This is a genomic window from Streptomyces cyanogenus, from assembly GCF_017526105.1.
Taxonomy (GTDB): Bacteria; Actinomycetota; Actinomycetes; order Streptomycetales; family Streptomycetaceae; genus Streptomyces; species Streptomyces cyanogenus.
Genome location: NZ_CP071839.1, coordinates 8,259,722 through 8,274,832 on the forward strand (window position 1 = coordinate 8,259,722; position 15,111 = coordinate 8,274,832).

General features: G+C 72.5%; 17 protein-coding genes and 1 pseudogene. 4 read left to right on the forward strand and 14 right to left on the reverse strand.

Translation table 11 applies throughout. The annotated features are described in order from the left end of the window. Positions 1 to 7: 7 nt before the first annotated feature. From S1361_RS36445 to S1361_RS36500, 12 genes and pseudogenes are all read right to left on the reverse strand, one after another. Positions 8 to 889 carry a DMT family transporter gene (locus tag S1361_RS36445; protein WP_208036089.1) on the reverse strand — a complete coding sequence of 294 codons (882 nt, stop codon included), beginning with the start codon at positions 887 to 889 and terminating at the stop codon, positions 8 to 10. Positions 890 to 1,092: 203 nt separating this feature from the next. Continuing rightward, the gene (locus S1361_RS36450; protein WP_208036936.1) at positions 1,093 to 1,644 is read right to left on the reverse strand and encodes a hypothetical protein; all 552 of its coding nucleotides are present in this window, start codon (positions 1,642 to 1,644) and stop codon (positions 1,093 to 1,095) included. Between the two features lie 63 nt (positions 1,645 to 1,707). Then, a pseudogene (locus S1361_RS36455) lies at positions 1,708 to 2,328 on the reverse strand (hypothetical protein); the annotation flags it as partial. After that, positions 2,325 to 3,062: a YqjF family protein gene (locus tag S1361_RS36460; protein WP_243769430.1), complete on the reverse strand. Its 738-nt coding sequence runs from the start codon at positions 3,060 to 3,062 to the stop codon at positions 2,325 to 2,327. The gene S1361_RS36460 and the pseudogene S1361_RS36455, both read right to left, overlap by 4 nt. 58 nt (positions 3,063 to 3,120) lie before the next feature. Beyond that, entirely contained in the window at positions 3,121 to 3,396 is a 276-nt protein-coding gene (locus S1361_RS36465) for a DUF4190 domain-containing protein (protein ID WP_208036090.1), read from the reverse strand. Positions 3,397 to 3,398: 2 nt separating this feature from the next. After that, positions 3,399 to 3,563 carry a hypothetical protein gene (locus tag S1361_RS36470; RefSeq protein ID WP_208036091.1) on the reverse strand — a complete coding sequence of 55 codons (165 nt, stop codon included), beginning with the start codon at positions 3,561 to 3,563 and terminating at the stop codon, positions 3,399 to 3,401. A 211-nt stretch (positions 3,564 to 3,774) separates the two neighbouring features. Continuing rightward, positions 3,775 to 4,056 (reverse strand): hypothetical protein, encoded by a 282-nt coding sequence (locus S1361_RS36475; protein WP_208036092.1) that lies wholly within the window; start codon positions 4,054 to 4,056, stop codon positions 3,775 to 3,777. A gap of 91 nt (positions 4,057 to 4,147) precedes the next feature. Next, positions 4,148 to 4,828 carry a maleylpyruvate isomerase N-terminal domain-containing protein gene (locus tag S1361_RS36480; RefSeq protein WP_208036093.1) on the reverse strand — a complete coding sequence of 227 codons (681 nt, stop codon included), beginning with the start codon at positions 4,826 to 4,828 and terminating at the stop codon, positions 4,148 to 4,150. Positions 4,829 to 5,075: 247 nt separating this feature from the next. Beyond that, on the reverse strand, positions 5,076 to 5,891 hold the full coding sequence (locus S1361_RS36485; protein WP_208036094.1) for an ABC transporter permease: 816 nt from the start codon (positions 5,889 to 5,891) through the stop codon (positions 5,076 to 5,078). Between the two features lie 33 nt (positions 5,892 to 5,924). Next, a complete protein-coding gene (locus S1361_RS36490; protein ID WP_208036095.1) occupies positions 5,925 to 6,818 on the reverse strand; it encodes an ABC transporter permease in 894 nt (297 codons plus the stop codon). Positions 6,819 to 6,820: 2 nt separating this feature from the next. After that, on the reverse strand, positions 6,821 to 8,020 hold the full coding sequence (locus S1361_RS36495; RefSeq protein WP_208036096.1) for an ABC transporter substrate-binding protein: 1,200 nt from the start codon (positions 8,018 to 8,020) through the stop codon (positions 6,821 to 6,823). Between the two features lie 28 nt (positions 8,021 to 8,048). Next, positions 8,049 to 9,080 (reverse strand): ABC transporter ATP-binding protein, encoded by a 1,032-nt coding sequence (locus tag S1361_RS36500; RefSeq protein ID WP_208036097.1) that lies wholly within the window; start codon positions 9,078 to 9,080, stop codon positions 8,049 to 8,051. Between the two features lie 104 nt (positions 9,081 to 9,184). On the opposite strand from S1361_RS36500, the gene S1361_RS36505 reads away from it, so the two are divergent. Further along, positions 9,185 to 9,931 carry a FadR/GntR family transcriptional regulator gene (locus S1361_RS36505; protein WP_208036098.1) on the forward strand — a complete coding sequence of 249 codons (747 nt, stop codon included), beginning with the start codon at positions 9,185 to 9,187 and terminating at the stop codon, positions 9,929 to 9,931. Positions 9,932 to 9,968: 37 nt separating this feature from the next. Then, on the forward strand, positions 9,969 to 10,727 hold the full coding sequence (locus S1361_RS36510) for a cache domain-containing protein (RefSeq protein ID WP_208036099.1): 759 nt from the start codon (positions 9,969 to 9,971) through the stop codon (positions 10,725 to 10,727). 78 nt (positions 10,728 to 10,805) lie between these two features. Here S1361_RS36510 and S1361_RS36515 read toward each other — a convergent pair whose 3' ends face one another. Next, positions 10,806 to 11,456 (reverse strand): FMN-dependent NADH-azoreductase, encoded by a 651-nt coding sequence (locus S1361_RS36515; RefSeq protein ID WP_208036100.1) that lies wholly within the window; start codon positions 11,454 to 11,456, stop codon positions 10,806 to 10,808. Positions 11,457 to 11,588: 132 nt separating this feature from the next. On the opposite strand from S1361_RS36515, the gene S1361_RS36520 reads away from it, so the two are divergent. Then, positions 11,589 to 11,978, forward strand: a complete 390-nt coding sequence (locus tag S1361_RS36520; protein ID WP_208036101.1) for a winged helix-turn-helix transcriptional regulator — start codon at positions 11,589 to 11,591, stop codon at positions 11,976 to 11,978. 200 nt (positions 11,979 to 12,178) lie between these two features. Here the strand turns inward: S1361_RS36520 and S1361_RS36525 are convergent, their stop codons facing one another. Further along, a complete protein-coding gene (locus tag S1361_RS36525; RefSeq protein WP_208036102.1) occupies positions 12,179 to 13,657 on the reverse strand; it encodes a glutamate-cysteine ligase family protein in 1,479 nt (492 codons plus the stop codon). A 354-nt stretch (positions 13,658 to 14,011) separates the two neighbouring features. Here S1361_RS36525 and S1361_RS36530 point away from each other — a divergent pair, with 354 nt between their 5' ends. Continuing rightward, a complete protein-coding gene (locus tag S1361_RS36530) occupies positions 14,012 to 15,001 on the forward strand; it encodes a hypothetical protein (protein WP_208036103.1) in 990 nt (329 codons plus the stop codon). The last annotated feature ends 110 nt before the right edge of the window (positions 15,002 to 15,111 follow it).

Here is a 15,111-nt window from a genome sequence, read left to right on the forward strand (position 1 = left end):
AGCTGCCTCACGTCGTCGAGTGCTGCTGCTCGACCGGAGCCGGCAGCACGATGATGCGCTGAACGGCCCGGCTGAGGACCAGCACACCCCCGACGATCAGCAGGGCACCGCAGGCCTCCGGTACGAGCCACCAGCCGGTGCGGATCCGCTCGTCGAAGAGGGTCACCCCCAGGGCCAGGCTGACCACCGCGTCACCGATGGTCAGCGCGGGCTGCGCCGCCGCCAGCGGACCGGCCTGCAACGCGTTCTCCAGCAGGAGGACGGAGGCGACACCGGCGAGCGCGAAGCCGTACGTCTGCCAGGACCGCAGGAACGCCGAGAAGCCCTCGTCGGCGAACGTGCCGCTGGCCGACTTCAGGAGGGCGGCGGTCAGCGCGTTGCCCGTCGCTGAGGCGGCGGCCAGGAGCGCGGCGCGCCGGGCCGGCGGACCTCCTCGGCTCGCCAGCAGCACGGCCGCGGCCATCGCGCCGACACACAGGCACAGGGCCGGGATCCACCGGGCGAGGGGTGCTTGACTGGTCGCGCCGTGCGGGGCGGCCGCGACGAGCAGCACGGCGAGGCCCGCCACACAGCCGCCCACGCCCCACCAGCCCCAGGGGGGCAGCCGCCGGTGCATCAGCGGGGCCGCGATCAGCAGCGCGAACGGCAGCTCCAGGATGAACAGCGGCTGGACCAGCGCGAGCGGGCCGTTGACCAGCGCCAGGCTCTGGAACAGCGCGGCACAGATCACGCCGGCCATGCCGATCATCCAGACGGGCCGGCGCACCAGCTCCGCGAGCAGCCGGATCCCACCGGTGCTGCTCAACGAGGCCGCCTTGCGCTGGAACGCGGTGCCCACGGCGTTGCTCGCCGCTCCCGCGACGGCGAACACCGCGGCCAGTTCGATCACGAGCATCTCCTGCCGGCCGGCAGACCTCCCGGAGGAGGAACGAGTCCCTCCAGCCTACGAAAGGCACCGCTGATCCGCTCCGGCCGGCGGGTGGAAACGCCGGGTGGCAGGGGAGCGGGGGAGCGCATCGGGTGGTTGGAGGACCGGGTCGGCCGGGACCGGTGCCCCGGTCGGCCCGGTCGGGGCGGTGTCCCGGTCCGGGGTCACCCGGCGGACCGGGCGGTCGTGCGCAGGGCCGTTTCCGCCTCGTGTACGCGCCACTCCTCCACGGTGTCCTGCTGGCGTTCGGCCCGGTCGAGGAGCGTGTCGAGGAGGGCGGGGTCCAGGCGCTCGTCGGTCGGGGCGAGCCGGCGCAGGGTGGTCCACCCGGCCGCCTTGCCCTCCACCCCCAGCCGCAGCGCCTCCAGTTCCAGCACCGTGCTGAGCGGGGAGCGCCGCACCAGGCGGCCGTTGAGCTTGAGCCGGCCCGCCTTCTCGGCCGCCCAGCCGCCCCAGACCTTGTAGTGGCGCACCGGGACGTCCAGGTCCCGCATGATCTCCAGCAGCGTCATCCGGTCCTCGGCGATCTCGGCGGCTATGCCGTCGAGGGCGCGGCCGAGCGCGGTACCCCGGGAGGCGCGCGCCAGGTGGCCGATCCGCTGGGTGCCCGCGGTGGCGCCGGCGAGGTGGTCGTTGAGGTAGATACCGAGCAGCTTCATGTCGGCGCCACCGGTCGATCGCGACCGGGGGGTACGGGCCCGTACCGGTCCGTTCATGACGATCCTCCTTCGTTGGTCCTGCGGCTTCGGACGGGGCCGTGCACGGCTTCCGGCCGTGCGCGGCACGCTCACCGTCGTCGTGACGCGTACGAGGCTCGGTGCCCGGGGCGTCGAGCCGAAACCGAACCGGACGGCGGGCTCCACCGGGGCGAGCGAGCCGAGGTCCCGCCCTTCGTGGACGGCGCTCGCCGCGCTGATCCGGTGCAGATCACGGGCGCCGTACCACTCGCGCCGGCCGCCGCCCGCGCTCCCGCGGGTCCGCGCCCCGAGCAGCACACGGGCCGCCGGGTCGGTCAGCGCGGTCCAGCCGGTGCGGGCGGCCAGCGCACCGGGGACGCTCCTCAGCAGGATCCCCGGCAGGTTCCTGCGGCCCACGGTGAGGCGCAGGTCGAGCAGCGCGCCGGCGGTCACCGCCCAGTGGTCGCCGGTGACGCGGACCCGTACCGGCACGATCCGCACCTCGTCGAAGGCGTAGGTACCGGCGACGAAGTCCGCCGTGCGCCGGGTCGGGGCCAGCAGCAGGCGGTGGCCGTCCTCCCGCTCCAGCATCACGTCGCTGAACGGGCCGAACGGCGAGCGGGGCCAGTGGCCGAGCACCACGCGGGTCCCGGACGCCGTACCGATACCGGCGATCCAGCCGTCGAAGCGCAGCCGGCCGGGGGCCGGCCTGGCGGGATTCATCCGTCCGGGGTGGCACCGGCGGGCGTCCCGCCGCGGTGCCGTATCGGGTGCGAGACGCCCAGGCGCACGTTCCGGACCCCGTCCGAGAAGTGCACGACGGGCTCCGTCACGGGCGGGGGCAGCCCCACGACCCGGGTGCACGTCTCCGAGAGCGCGTCGAGGCGCGCCTCGCGCAAGGGCCACGGGGCGTGTTCGACGGGGGTCTCCCAGAGCGCGCCGAGCTGCCGGGTGTAGGCCCGCCAGCGCGAGGTCAGCCACACGTCCTGCCGGCTGGGCCGGATAGGCTCGCCCGGTCGGACCGTCAGGCGGTACCGGGGCCCGTCGCCCCGCCGCGCCCCGCTGTAGTCCACCACGCCGTCGCGCCGCGCCAGCTCCAGGCGGCCCGGGTGGTACGGCACGCCCACGGCGCGGGCGGCCAGCATCACCGGGCAGGCCACCTCGATGGACAGGAACCACAGCCCTTGCCCGCCGTCCGGGCCCCGCACGTAGGTGCGCAGGTTGGTCTCCGCGAAGGGAGGCAGGGCGGCCGGCGAGCCGGGTGGGCGCACACCGGCCATGACGAACGGCGTGAGGCTCACCCACGCCGCACCGTCGAACGTGTCCACGGTCAGCCCGCGCGGGAGGAGGGGCTGGATGCGAGCGGGCGGGTAGGCCCAGTGCACGAACGTCTGGGTCAGCCAGTCGGCCCGCAGCGCCGGGACGTACACGCGCTGCGGGGGTCCATACGAGACCACGGGCACCGACTCCCCCGGAGCGCGGCCCCGAAACCCGGCGTGCCGTGCCCCGGGGTGCTCAGCCACCCCACACGGACCAGGACGCCGTCCCGTGCGCGGACGCCAGGACGAGGAGCAGGACCAGGTCGGCGATGCCGAGTCCCAGCCCGAGGAGGGCGCGGAACCGGCGTGGGGTGCCCCGCCGCAGGGCGATGACGGCCAGCACGATGGCGATGGGGCCGAGGACGAGATTGAGGACGAGGAGTCCGACGAGTCCGAGGACGAAGGAGGCCACGGCCATGCCCTCGGTGTCCCGCCGGCCCGTCCGGTACGCGGGGGGAGCGGTCAGCCGCATGGTCAGACCCCCCTCGTCCGGCTGCGGCGCCGTCGTTCCCGGCCCGCGAAGACGACGAGCCAGACGGCGATGAGTGAGCCGAGCACCAGCGTGAGCGGCCAGGGGAGATAGGCGGCCGTTCCCACGACGAGGCCCAGCAGGAGCAGGGCGACGACCAGGAAGAGCACGGCTACCTCCCCGCCCCGCTGAGCGTTGCCGCGCTGACCGGGCACGGTGGTTTTCGCACCGGTCCGGTCGGCTGGTCGATCGGCTGCCCGTGCCGCTGCTGCCACGGCTGTTCGGTCCGCTTCTTCAACGCGTTCATGACATCGCGGGTTACCCGCGAGCGCCGTCTCACGCAGCCCTTCCCGACGGGTCGTCAGCCGTGCCGGCCCCGGCTCAGGTGGCGCGCGTTCCGCCGCCCCGGCGGATACGGCCCAGCAGATCCCGGTGGTAGGCGGCGAGCCGGCCGGCCGGCACCGGGGCCGGGCTCCCGGCCAGGGTGTACCAGGTGTCGCTGCCGGAATGCTGGATGGCGACCCGCGCGCTGTGGCCGTCGGCCAGCAGGATGGTGGCGACGGTGAGGTCGCCGGTGATGACGCCGACCTCGTCGGTCATCGCCCCGCCCGGGCCGGCCGTGACCCGGTCGACGTAACTGTTGATGCTCGGAGGGTTGTTCATGGGGCGCAGGTTTCCATCAACCCGGCCGGGATGCCCCGCACCGCGCAGGTGTCGCCCGCGGGAGTCCCCGCGTTGGGCGTGCGGCCGGCCCTCAGCCGAACAGCGGGAACCGGTCCGCCGCCGCGCCCAGGGCGGCGCGTTCGGCGTCGGTCGGCGCGGCCCGCCCGGTGCCCACGCGCGCGTACCGCTCGTCGCTCCAGTCCGCCGGGGCGGGTCTGCCGAGCAGACCGTCCAGCGTGGCACGCACCGCCGTCAGGCCCTCGCGCGAGGGGCCGGGGGCGAGCGGGAGCCGGGCGGTCAGGTCGAGATGGTGGACGGTCGCCTCCACCGCCAGCGTGGTGATCAGGTCCCCGGCCGTCAGCACGTGCCCCTGGGTGGCCACGTGCCGCGCCGGATCGGCCGCGTCCGCCGCGTGCGCGGCCGCCGCCAGCGTCTCCCGATACAGCTCCTGCAACTGGCCGAAGACCAGGAACATGCTCCCGTTCACCCGCGCCCAGCGCCGCCCGTTCGCCGCGCCCGCGGTGCCCGGCCGCCAGTCCTGCCAGTACGTCACCGCGTCCCGGTCGACGGGCCCGTCCGACGGCGTGTGCAGGGCCACGAGTCCGCGCTGGGCGTCCTGCAGACAGTGGAAGACGAGGTCGCGGACCGCCCAGCCCGTGCAGCCGGTCGGTAACCAGGACTCCTCGTCGTCCAGCGTCGCGACGACGGCCGAGGCGGCCTCGTAGGCGGCGCGCAACGTCCGCGCCGGTTCCGTGATGTGCGCTGTGGTCATGCGATCTCCCGGGAGCGTGCTGCGAACGTGGACGCGCGGGCCGGACCGTACGGCTCGCCGGGGCGGCCCCGCCTCGGCCGTCGCCGTCGGCCGCGGACGTCCGTGTACCCGCCCGCGGATGCGCCAGTGCTCCGCGTCCGGGCCGTCGGCCGGCGTCGCGCCGGCGCCCCGTCGAGGGCCGCCGGCCGTCCCCGGCGACCCAGCCGGCGGGACCGTGTTCCCGGCCGAACGCGCGAGCCGCGTGCCTTCACACCCGGCTCGATGTCGCGGTGTCCGCGGACAGCCGCTGGGCGACGTAGATCGGGACCACCGACAGCAGCACCAGCACGGCGGCCACGACGTTCACCACCGGCGCCTGCTGTGGGCGGGTCATGTTGCCGAAGATCCAGATGGGGAGGGTCTCGATGCCCGGGCCCGCGGTGAACGTGGTGACCACGATCTCGTCGAAGGACAGGGCGAAGGCGAGCAGACCGCCCGCCAGCAGCGCGGAGCGGACGAGCGGGAAGGTGACGTCCGCGAAGGCACGGAAGGTGGTCGCGCCGAGGTCCATGGCCGCCTCCTCGTACGAGGAAGCGGTACGGCGCAGCCGGGCCACCACGTTGTTGAAGACCACGACGATGCAGAAGGTGGCGTGCCCGACGATCACGGTGAACAGCCCCAGGCCCACGCCGAGCGGCGCCAGGACCGTGCCGAACGCCGAGTTGAGGGCGATCCCCGTGACGATGCCGGGCAGCGCGATCGGCAGCACGACGACGAAGGAGACGGTGTCGCGGCCGAAGAAGCGGTGCCGGGCCACGGCGAAGGCGATCAGGGTGCCGAGGACCAGCGCGATGGCGGTGGCTCCCAGCCCCGCCTTCACCGAGACCCACAAAGCCGCGCGGGCACCGGAGTTGTGCGCGGCCACCGACCACCAGTGCAGGGTGAGCCCCGGCGGCGGCCAGCTCGCGCTGCGGTCGGGGTTCAGGGAGTTGACCAGGACGAGCAGCAGTGGGACGTAGATCACCGCGAACCCGAGCCCGGCGCCGATGCGCAGGGTGATGCGCGCGGTGCGGCCGAGATGCATGGCGCTCTTCTCCTCCAGGTTCTCCAGGCGGGACTACAGGCTGTTCAGGGCGCCCGTGCGGCGGATCGCCAGCAGGTACAGGACGATCACGGCCACCGGCACGGTGCCGAGCGCGGCGGCCATGGGCAGGTTGAGTTCGATGTTGGAGTACACGAGGTTGCCGATCAGCTGCGTCTTCCCGCCGACGATCTGCACGGTGATGTAGTCGCCGAGACTGAGCGAGAAGGTGAACACGGACCCGGCGGCGACCGACGGCAGCACCATCGGGAGCACCACCGAGCGGAAGGTCCGCCCCGCCCGCGCCCCGAGGTCGGCGGACGCGTCGAGCAGGTTGGCCGGGAGCTGCTCCAGGGCCGTGTGGACCGGCAGGATCATGTACGGCAGCCAGAGGTAGGTCAGGGTCAGGACCGTGGCGGGCAGGCCGTAGCCGGGGCCGCTCAGCCCGAGCGGCGCGAGCATCCAGTCGGCGACGCCGCCCTCGGAGAGGATCAGCCGCCAGGCGTACACCTTGACCAGGTAACTCGCCCACAGCGGGGTGAGGATGGCCACGACCAGCAGCGGACGCCACCTCGGCCGGGCCACGCGTGCGGTGTAGAAGGCGACGGGGAAGGCGATCACCGCGCACAGCACGGTCACCGCGAGGGCCACCCCGACGCTGCGCAGGACGACCTGGCGGAAGACCGGCGTGGTGAACAGCGCGTGGAAGTTGTCCGTCGACCAGACCTTCACCACCTGGGAGGTGAAGGAGTCCGTGGTCCAGAAGGCGGAGACGAACAGGACCGCCAGTGAGCCGAGGTAGAGGACGGTGAGCCACAGCAGCGGGGCGGTGAGCAGGAGGGTCAGGCGCAGCCGGGGCATGCGGTGCAGGGCTCCGGCGAGCCGCCGGACGGTGCCCCGGCCGGCGGCGGTAGGCGCGTCGGTCGTCACGCTCAGCCCTTGATCTCGGTCCAGGCCTGCACCCACTTGGCGTACGGCACGCACGTGACGTCCGTGCGGCCGTCCAGGCACTGCTCGATGGGCGTGTTCCAGAAGGCGATCTTCTTCCAGTAGTTCTCGTCGGCTGCGTGGTAGACGGTGCAGAAGTTCTTGTCCGTGGTCTCCGCGCACGCCTTGGAGTTGGCCGGGGCCTCGCCGAAGTACTCGGCGACCTGGGCGTTGACCTTCGGGGAGACGATCCAGTCGAGCCATTTGTAGGCGCAATTGGGGTGCTTGGCCTTGGCCGAGACCATCCAGGTGTCGGACCAGCCGGTCGAACCCTCCTTCGGGACCAGCGCCTTGACCTTCGCGCCCTCGGCGGCGGCGAGGTTGGCGATGACCTGCCAGGTCGTGCCGACCACCGAGTCACCGCTCTTGAAGGCGGAGACCTCCTTCAGGTAGTCGCTCCAGTACTCGCCGACGTCCGCGTTCTGCCGCTTGAGCAGCGCCACGGCCGCGTCGAACTGCTTCTGGTCGAGGGCGTACGGGTCCTTGATCTTCAACTCGGGCTTGGTGGCCTTCAGGTACAGGGCCGCGTCCGCGATGTAGATCGGCGAGTCGTACGCGGTGACGTGCCCCTTGTACCGTGCGGCGTCGTCGAAGACCGCGGACCAGGAGGTGGGGGCGGGCTGGACCTTCGCGGTGTTGTACATCAGCAGGTTGGCGCCCCGGCCGTGCGGGATGCCGTACATCTTCCCCCGTACGGAGTTCCAGGCGCCGTTCTTCAGCCCGCCGAAGACGTCCTTGTAGTGGGGGACGAGGCCGGTGTTGACGGGGGCGGCGTCGCCGGAGGCGATCAGGCGCAGGGAGGCGTCGCCGGAGGCGGAGACGGCGTCGTACTCGCCGGTCTTCATCAGTTTGACCATCTCGTCCGAGCTGGCGGCGACCTTGGAGTGGACCTGGCAGCCCGTCCGCTTCTCGAAGCCGGAGACCCAGTCCACCTTGGGGTCGTTGGAGCCGTCCTCGACGTAGCCGGCCCAGGCGATGAGGTTGACCTGGCCTTCGGTCTTCCCGAGTTTCGTGGGGGCCTTGAGGTCGGGCGGGTTGAGGCCGGTGGCGGAGGTGCTGCCGGAGCCGGAGGAGTCGCAGGCGGCGGCGAGCAGCAGCGCGGCGGCGCAGACGGCCGAGGCGCGCAGGGTACGGGTGAGACGCACGGCGTTCTCCAGGGGGAGGGGGACGGTGTCAGGAGGGCAGGCGGACGGCGTGCCGGCGGTGCCACTGGAGGCGGACCCGGGTGCCGCGGTAGGCGGCGACGTCCGCGGAGGAGGTCTCCAGGTTCTGCTGGAGCGCGGTGAGCCGGCCGCCGCCGTCCAGGTCGACCAGGAAGCGGGTGGCGTCGCCGAGGTAGACGACGTCGGCGACGGTGCCGGTGGCGGTGGTGTGCTCGGGCTCGTCCGGCTCGGCGGCGTCCTTCAGGACGCGGATCTTCTCCGGGCGGATGTTGTAGGTGCCGGGGGAGCCGGTGATCCGGTGGGCCGCTTCGCCTTCGAGGAGGTTGGAGGTGCCGACGAAGGAGGCGACGAAGGGGGTCGCCGGGCGCTCGTAGATCTCCGCGGGGGTGCCGACCTGGGCGATGCGGCCCCCGTCGAAGACGGCGATCCGGTCGCTCATCGTCAGGGCCTCCTCCTGGTCGTGGGTGACGAAGACGAAGGTGATGCCCACTTCCCGCTGTAGCGCCTTGAGTTCGACCTGCATCTGCTCGCGCAGCTTCAGGTCGAGGGCACCGAGCGGCTCGTCCAGCAGCAGCACGCGGGGCCGGCCGACGAGGGCCCGGGCGAGCGCGACGCGCTGGCGCTGCCCGCCCGACAACTGGGCGGGCCGGCGCTGGCCGTAGCCTTCGAGGCGGACCTCGGCGAGCGCCTTGCGGGCCCGGACCAGGCGTTCGGCCTTCGGTATCCTGCGGACCTTGAGCCCGTAGGCGACGTTCTGCTCGACCGACATGTGCGGGAACAGCGCGTAGTCCTGGAACACGGTGTGCACGTCCCGCTCGAACGGGGCGAGGCCGGTGACCTCCTGCCCGGCGAGTTCGATGCGGCCGTGGTCCGGTGACTCGAACCCGGCGACGAGCCGCAGGACCGTGGTCTTTCCGGAGCCGGACGGCCCGAGCATCGAGAAGAACTCGCCGTCCCGGATCTCCAGGTCGACCCCGGCCACCGCGGTGGTCTCGCCGAACGACTTGCGCAGGCCCTGCAACCGGATCGCAATTCCCTCCATGCGGGAACCTTTCTGGCGCGCTGAACGTTGACCGCAAACATATGAAGTCATAGGTCATAGCTCAAGGTCCCTTTAGGGTAAAGGTTGAGTCAACGCACGAGGTGATGACCGTGAGGCAGCACGAGATCGACGCAGGGGCCCGCAAGGCAGTCTTCAGCCCCGTGGACAGCCGGGCCCGCGTGGACGCGGTCGTCCGCCGCATAGGGGACGCCATCGAGCTGGGCCTCCTCGCCGACGGCGAGCAGCTCCCCGGCGAAAGCGAACTGGCCGGCCGGCTCGGCGTCTCCACGGTCACCCTGCGCGAGGCGCTCATGGCCCTGCGACAGCAGGGTCTGGTCACCACCCGGCGGGGCCGCGGCGGAGGCAGCTTCGTCTCGCTGCCCGAAGTCCCCGCCGACGACCGGCTCAAGTCCCGGCTGCGCGGCTGGAGCACCGAGGAACTGCGCGACCTCGGCGACCACTGGGCCGCCCTGTCCGGCGCCGCCGCCCGGCTCGCCGCCCAGCGCACCGAACCCGCGGACCTCCAGCCGCTGCGCCGGACGGCCCAGGAGCTCGCGGAGGCCGAGGACGCGCCGGCGCGCAGCCGGCTGTACGGCCGCTTCCACGTCGAGCTCGCCGCCGCCGCCCAGTCGGCCCGGCTCACCCGGGAACAGGTCGGGCTGCAGAGCGAGGTGGGCGCCCTGCTGTGTCTGGTCCTGGCCGACGACGCATATCGTGAAGAAGTTGCGGAGCGTCACCGCTCGGTCGTCTCCGCCGTGCAAGATGGGGCCCACGAAACGGCCGGCACGCTGGCCGAGCGGTGCGTCAGGGAGTCGACGGCGCGGCTCGTCGCCGTACGCCTCGGGCTCTGACCGCGCCGCGTCCGGTTCCCGTCCAGTGGAGGACACGATGGGCGTGAGCCCCGGGGCCACCGTCGCCACGGACCCGGAGACATGGGTGGCCGCCCAGGTGGGCGGCGCGCTGGAGGCCGTCTTCGCCGCGGTCGCCGCCACCCGTGCCGACACCGCGGCCCTGCTGAACCGGGTGGCCGCCGAGGGTCGCCGGCCCGCCAGCCGCGACCTCGCCGCCCTGCGCCCCGGACTGCATCTGCGGCTGCGCCACGAGGAACTCGTCTCCGGCGTCGGCTTCGTCGCGGCCCCCGGCCTGCTGGCCGACGTACCGGCCTGGCTGGAATGGTGGCAGACGGGCGCCGACGGCGCCGTACGCCCCCTGCTGCTCGACCTCGACCCCGGCCGGTCGGCCTACTCCGACTACACGCACTGGGACTGGTTCGCGCTGCCCCGCGACACCGGGCGCCGCGCCGTCGCCGGACCGTACGTGGACTATCTCTGCTCCGACGAGTACAGCCTCACCCTGTCCCAACCGGTGCGGAGCCAGGGTCGGTTCGCCGGAGTTGCCGCGGCCGACGTGTACCTGCGGCACTTCGAGGCGGCCGTGCTGCCGCTGCTGCGGGCACTGTCCCGGCCGGCCCGCCTGGTCAACGCCCGTGGCCGGGTCGCCGCCTCGACGGACCCCGGCCACCTGGCCGGCTCCCTCACCAAGGGCCCCGACTTCTGCGACGTGCTCACCGCGGTGCGGCCCGGCGTGTACGACGGCCTGCGCCTGGTGCCGTGCCGGGGCGTCCCCCTGGTGCTCGTCCTGTCCTGACCGCGGCCGTGCGCACGCGTGACCCCGGGACGGCGCGGCGCCGGCCCGGGGTCCGTGGGGTGCGGTACGGGAGGACGCTCAGGCGGCGAGGCGCTCCGCCAGCTGTCGCGCCTTGGCGGCCGCGGCCTCGAAGGCACGGTCGCGGGAGGCCTCGTACAGCGGGACCAGCTCGGCCATCGCCGGGTTCTTCGACGCCATGGTCAGCTCCGGGACGATGAACTCCAGGTCCAGGCCGAGGGCGTCGGCCAGGACGGCCTTGAGGTAGTTCTGCACGTACTCGTAGCCCTCGCGCGGGGTGCCCGGCGCGTACGAGCCGCCCCGGCTGGCGATGACGGTGACCGGGGTGCCCTTGGCGGACGGGTTCTCGCCCGCGGTGCGGCCCATCAGGATCACGTTGTCCAGCCAGGCCTTGAGGGTCGACGGGATCGTGTAGTTGTACATCGGGGCGCCGATCAGGATCGCGTCGGCCTGCTCCAGCTCCTCGATCAGCTTCACGCGCTCGGCGAAGACGGCGGCCTGCTCGGGCGTGTGCGCGCTCGGCGGGACGAAGCCGGCGAGGTGCGCCTCGGCGGTGATGTGCGGAACGGGCTCGGCCGCCAGGTCGCGGTAGACGACCGTGCCCTGCGGGTGCTGCTCCTCCCAGTGCTTGCGGAAGGCCTCCGTCACGGCGCGGGACGCCGACGCCTCGGCCGGGAAAACGGATGAATCGATGTGCAGCAGGGTGGCCATGGGATGTCTCCAGAGAGGTCTCAGGACAGCCGGACGCCCCAGCGCGTTCGGCTCACGTTTCGTACTGGACTATTTTTAACACATGGACTTACTTTTTCTCAGCACCATACGGTGAAGTAGTACCCTGAGGTCATGGCGGCGGAGCAGAACCACGACAGCGCGGCGTGCAAGCGGGTGGACGACGGGATCACCCGTGTCTTCCAGCTGCTCGGCAAACGCTGGAGCGGCCCGATCGTGGCCGTCCTGGTGGAGCAGCCCGCCTACTTCACCGACCTCCGGCGGGCCATCCCCGGCATCAGCGAACGCATGCTGTCCGACCGGCTCGCCGAACTCGGCGCGGCCGGCCTCGTCCTGCGCGAGGTCGACGAGGGCCCCCCGCTGCGCGTGTGCTACCGGCTGACCGACGCGGGCGCGGCCCTGGAGCCCGCCCTCCGCGCACTCGCGGAGTGGGCGAAGTCCCATCTGCCGGAGGCATCGGCCTGCCCCGAGACGAGCCTGGAGCGGCCCGCCGTACACCGCTAGCGGCGGATGCGCCGTGGACTGTCCCCGGTCCGGAACGCCGGTCCGCCGGATGGCGGGGGAGCGGGTCGTGGTATCCAACCCTGACCGCCGTACTCGGCGCACTGTTCCCGGACCGCGTACGGGCGCTGCACCGCAGCTGACCGGACGGTCTTCACCGAGAAGGAGTTCGCACAGAACCGGGACCGGGCGTTCGACCGCGTTCAGTCCACCGGCCAGGTGTGCACCGGGGCGTTGAGGTGCATGTAGTCGATGTACACCTGGGTCATCCGGCGCAACGCCTCGTGCCGGCCGGCGTGCGTGGTGCCGGCGACGTGATGGAACATCTCCTTCTGCCACACCGCACCGTTGCGTGCCGTCACACAGCGCTGCTCGATGACGCCGAGCAGCGGCTCCCGCCACGCCGAGTCCATCCCCGAGTGCTCCAGACCGCGGTGCGCGAGCGGCAGCAGCCGCCGCAGTACCAGCTCCGGCACCGGTACCTCGCCCATCCCGGGCCAGTACAGCGGCGCGTCGATGCCCTGCCGGGCCGCGGCGTGCAGGTTGTCCTCGGCGGCCGCGAAGGACATCCGCGACCACACCGGCCGGTCCTCCTCCACCAGGGCCCGGGTCAGCCCGTAGTAGAACGCGCCGTTCGCGAGGGTGTCGGCCACCGTCGGTCCCGCCGGCAGCACCCGGTTCTCCACCCGGATGTGCGGCAGGTCGTTCGCCACGGCGTACACCGGCCGGTTCCAGCGGTAGATCGTGCCGTTGTGCAGCGTGAGTTCGGACAGCTCGGGCGTGTCGCCGCTGTCGAGCGTCTCCACCGGGTCCTGCTCGTCGCACAGCGGGAGCAGGGCCGGGAAGTACCGCAGGTTCTCCTCGAACAGGTCGAAGACGCTGGTGATCCACCGCTCTCCGAACCACACCCGGGGCCGTACCCCCTGCACCTTGATCTCCTCCGGGCGGGTGTCGGTGGCCTGCTCGAACAGCGGGATCCGCGTCTCGTGCCACAGCTCCTTGCCGAACAGGAACGGGGAGTTCGCCGCCAGCGCCACCTGCACCCCCGCGATCGCCTGCGCCGCGTTCCAGTAGCCGGCGAACTCCTCCGGTGACACCTGCAGATGGAACTGCGTGCTGGTGCACGCGGCCTCCGGGGTGATCGTGTCCGCGTAGGTCCGCAGCCGGTCGGACCCGTCGATCTCGATGCGCAGGTCCTCACCGCGGGCCGCGAAGATCTGGTCGTTGAGCAGCCGGTAGCGGGGGTTCTCCGACAGGGTCTCCTCGGTGATGTCGTCCTGCCGCAGCGTGGGCAGGATCCCGACCATGAGCAGCCGGGCGCCGACCGACCGGGCCCGCTGGTCGGCGTGGTTCAGCGCGGCCCGGATCTCCGACTCCCAGGCGTCCGGACCGCCCGCCGTCAGCCGCCGGGGCGGGACGTTGATCTCCAGGTTGAACCGGCCCAGCTCGGTGGACCAGGCCGGGTCGGAGATCGCCTCCAGCACATCGGTGTTGCGCATCGCCGGCTCGGCCCTGTCGTCGACCAGGTTCAGCTCTATCTCCAGACCGACCTGGGGCCGCTCCGACTCGAACCGTGCCTCGCGCAGCATCTGCGCCAGCGCGTCCAGGCACTCGTGCATCTTGATCCGGTACCGGCGGCGGTCCTCGCGGGTGAAGACGAGCGCCGGAACGTCACGCCCCATCGGCCCTCCAGGCCCCTCGTCGGACACCTCTCCACCCAGCGTCGCACCATCACCCGAGGGGCACCATGCGGGTGGCGATGCCGGTGGGAACGGCATGGAGGCATGGGGTCGGCGGGGCGCGGGGCATGGGGGTGGGGGCCGGCGGGGTGCGGGGGTGTACGGGCGTGACGGGGGGCGTACGGGCGTGACGGGGAGGCCGGCGGATCTGCGGGGCGGTGTGCGGGCCCAACCGATCCGAAGCGCCGATTCCCCTTCATCGTGCGGGCCGATCACGCGTCCTTCCCTTCCTGGCGGTGATCATTTGTCAGTAGGGTGCCGCAGACCACACGCACCGCCCGCGTCGAAGGAGCCCTCGTGTCCGCGCCCTCAGCCCGCCCCTCCCGCCGCCATCTGCTGACCGGAGGCGCCGGTCTGGCGCTCGCCGCCTCCGCCGCGTCGCTGGTCTCGCCGCCCCGTGCTGCCGCGGCCGAACCGAAGTCGGCCGCGCTGTACCCGCTCAAGCCACCGCACCTGCTGGAGGCCGAAACGCTGGTGGAGTACCTGCGGCTGCGTGCCAACCCGTGGGACCACAACCGGTACAACGTGGAGACCGACGGAAAGACCCTCGGCAGAACCACGGTGACCTGGGGCCGTCCCGGGCACCCGGAGGAGTTCGAGAACCTGTCCCAGTGCGCGTCGTTCATGACCCTGCTGCTGGAGCGTTCCTACGGTGCCGACACCGCCTACGGCTGGGCCACCTCGTCCTACTTCGACCAGTACTTCCCGACCAAGAACGCCCCGGCCGGGACCACCCGCACCGGCACCTACCCCACCGCCGAGGACCTGCAGGCCGGGTTCCTCAACGCCTCCCAGGTACCGCACTTCGACCCGGTGACCAAGCCGGTCAACCTGCGCCCCGGTGACATCGTCGCCTGGGACAAGGACCCCGACGCCAAGACCGTCCCCTACACCGGGCACACGGTGATGATCCGCGCCTACCTGGGGACCTACGCCTCCTCCGTCGACAGCAAGCTCGACGTACCCGGCGTCGTCCCGCACCTCTTCCAGATCGTCGACTGCACCGACAACCCGCACGGCGGCCCGGACCTCGGCAGCCAGACCAGCATCGACCGCTACCGCGCCTACCCCGACACCCGGGCCGAGCTGAGCGACGACAACCGCACCTGGACGCAGCACAACGGCGTGGGCTACGGCCACATGGTCTTCTACGCCGACCCGAGCACGGGCCTCTTCGTGGGGTACCGCTGGAGCCTCAACAGCTCCGAGCCGTACCCGGCGGTGGCGCAGGCGGTCGACAACAAGCGGCAGATCGCCGCGGGCCGCGTCAACGCGTTCGTGGTGTAGGGGCAGCACGGTCGGCGGACCGGACCACGGGTGCGCGGCCCGGATGCGCCGGCCTCGGACACACCGGACTCGGATGCGCCGGGCCCGGCGGCCGGCGTCCGCAGCAATGG

What these genes read in the sequence shown, in the direction of transcription:
- S1361_RS36450 (WP_208036936.1), bottom strand. Translation starts at nt 1,644, where the DNA reads ATGAACGGACCGGTACGGGCCCGTACCCCCCGGTCGCGATCGACCGGT.
- S1361_RS36465 (WP_208036090.1), bottom strand. Translation starts at nt 3,396, where the DNA reads ATGCGGCTGACCGCTCCCCCCGCGTACCGGACGGGCCGGCGGGACACC.
- S1361_RS36475 (WP_208036092.1), bottom strand. Translation starts at nt 4,056, where the DNA reads ATGAACAACCCTCCGAGCATCAACAGTTACGTCGACCGGGTCACGGCC.
- S1361_RS36480 (WP_208036093.1), bottom strand. Translation starts at nt 4,828, where the DNA reads ATGACCACAGCGCACATCACGGAACCGGCGCGGACGTTGCGCGCCGCC.
- S1361_RS36485 (WP_208036094.1), bottom strand. Translation starts at nt 5,891, where the DNA reads ATGCATCTCGGCCGCACCGCGCGCATCACCCTGCGCATCGGCGCCGGG.
- S1361_RS36500 (WP_208036097.1), bottom strand. Translation starts at nt 9,080, where the DNA reads ATGGAGGGAATTGCGATCCGGTTGCAGGGCCTGCGCAAGTCGTTCGGC.
- S1361_RS36505 (WP_208036098.1), top strand. Translation starts at nt 9,185, where the DNA reads ATGACCGTGAGGCAGCACGAGATCGACGCAGGGGCCCGCAAGGCAGTC.
- S1361_RS36510 (WP_208036099.1), top strand. Translation starts at nt 9,969, where the DNA reads ATGGGCGTGAGCCCCGGGGCCACCGTCGCCACGGACCCGGAGACATGG.
- S1361_RS36515 (WP_208036100.1), bottom strand. Translation starts at nt 11,456, where the DNA reads ATGGCCACCCTGCTGCACATCGATTCATCCGTTTTCCCGGCCGAGGCG.
- S1361_RS36520 (WP_208036101.1), top strand. Translation starts at nt 11,589, where the DNA reads ATGGCGGCGGAGCAGAACCACGACAGCGCGGCGTGCAAGCGGGTGGAC.
- S1361_RS36525 (WP_208036102.1), bottom strand. Translation starts at nt 13,657, where the DNA reads ATGGGGCGTGACGTTCCGGCGCTCGTCTTCACCCGCGAGGACCGCCGC.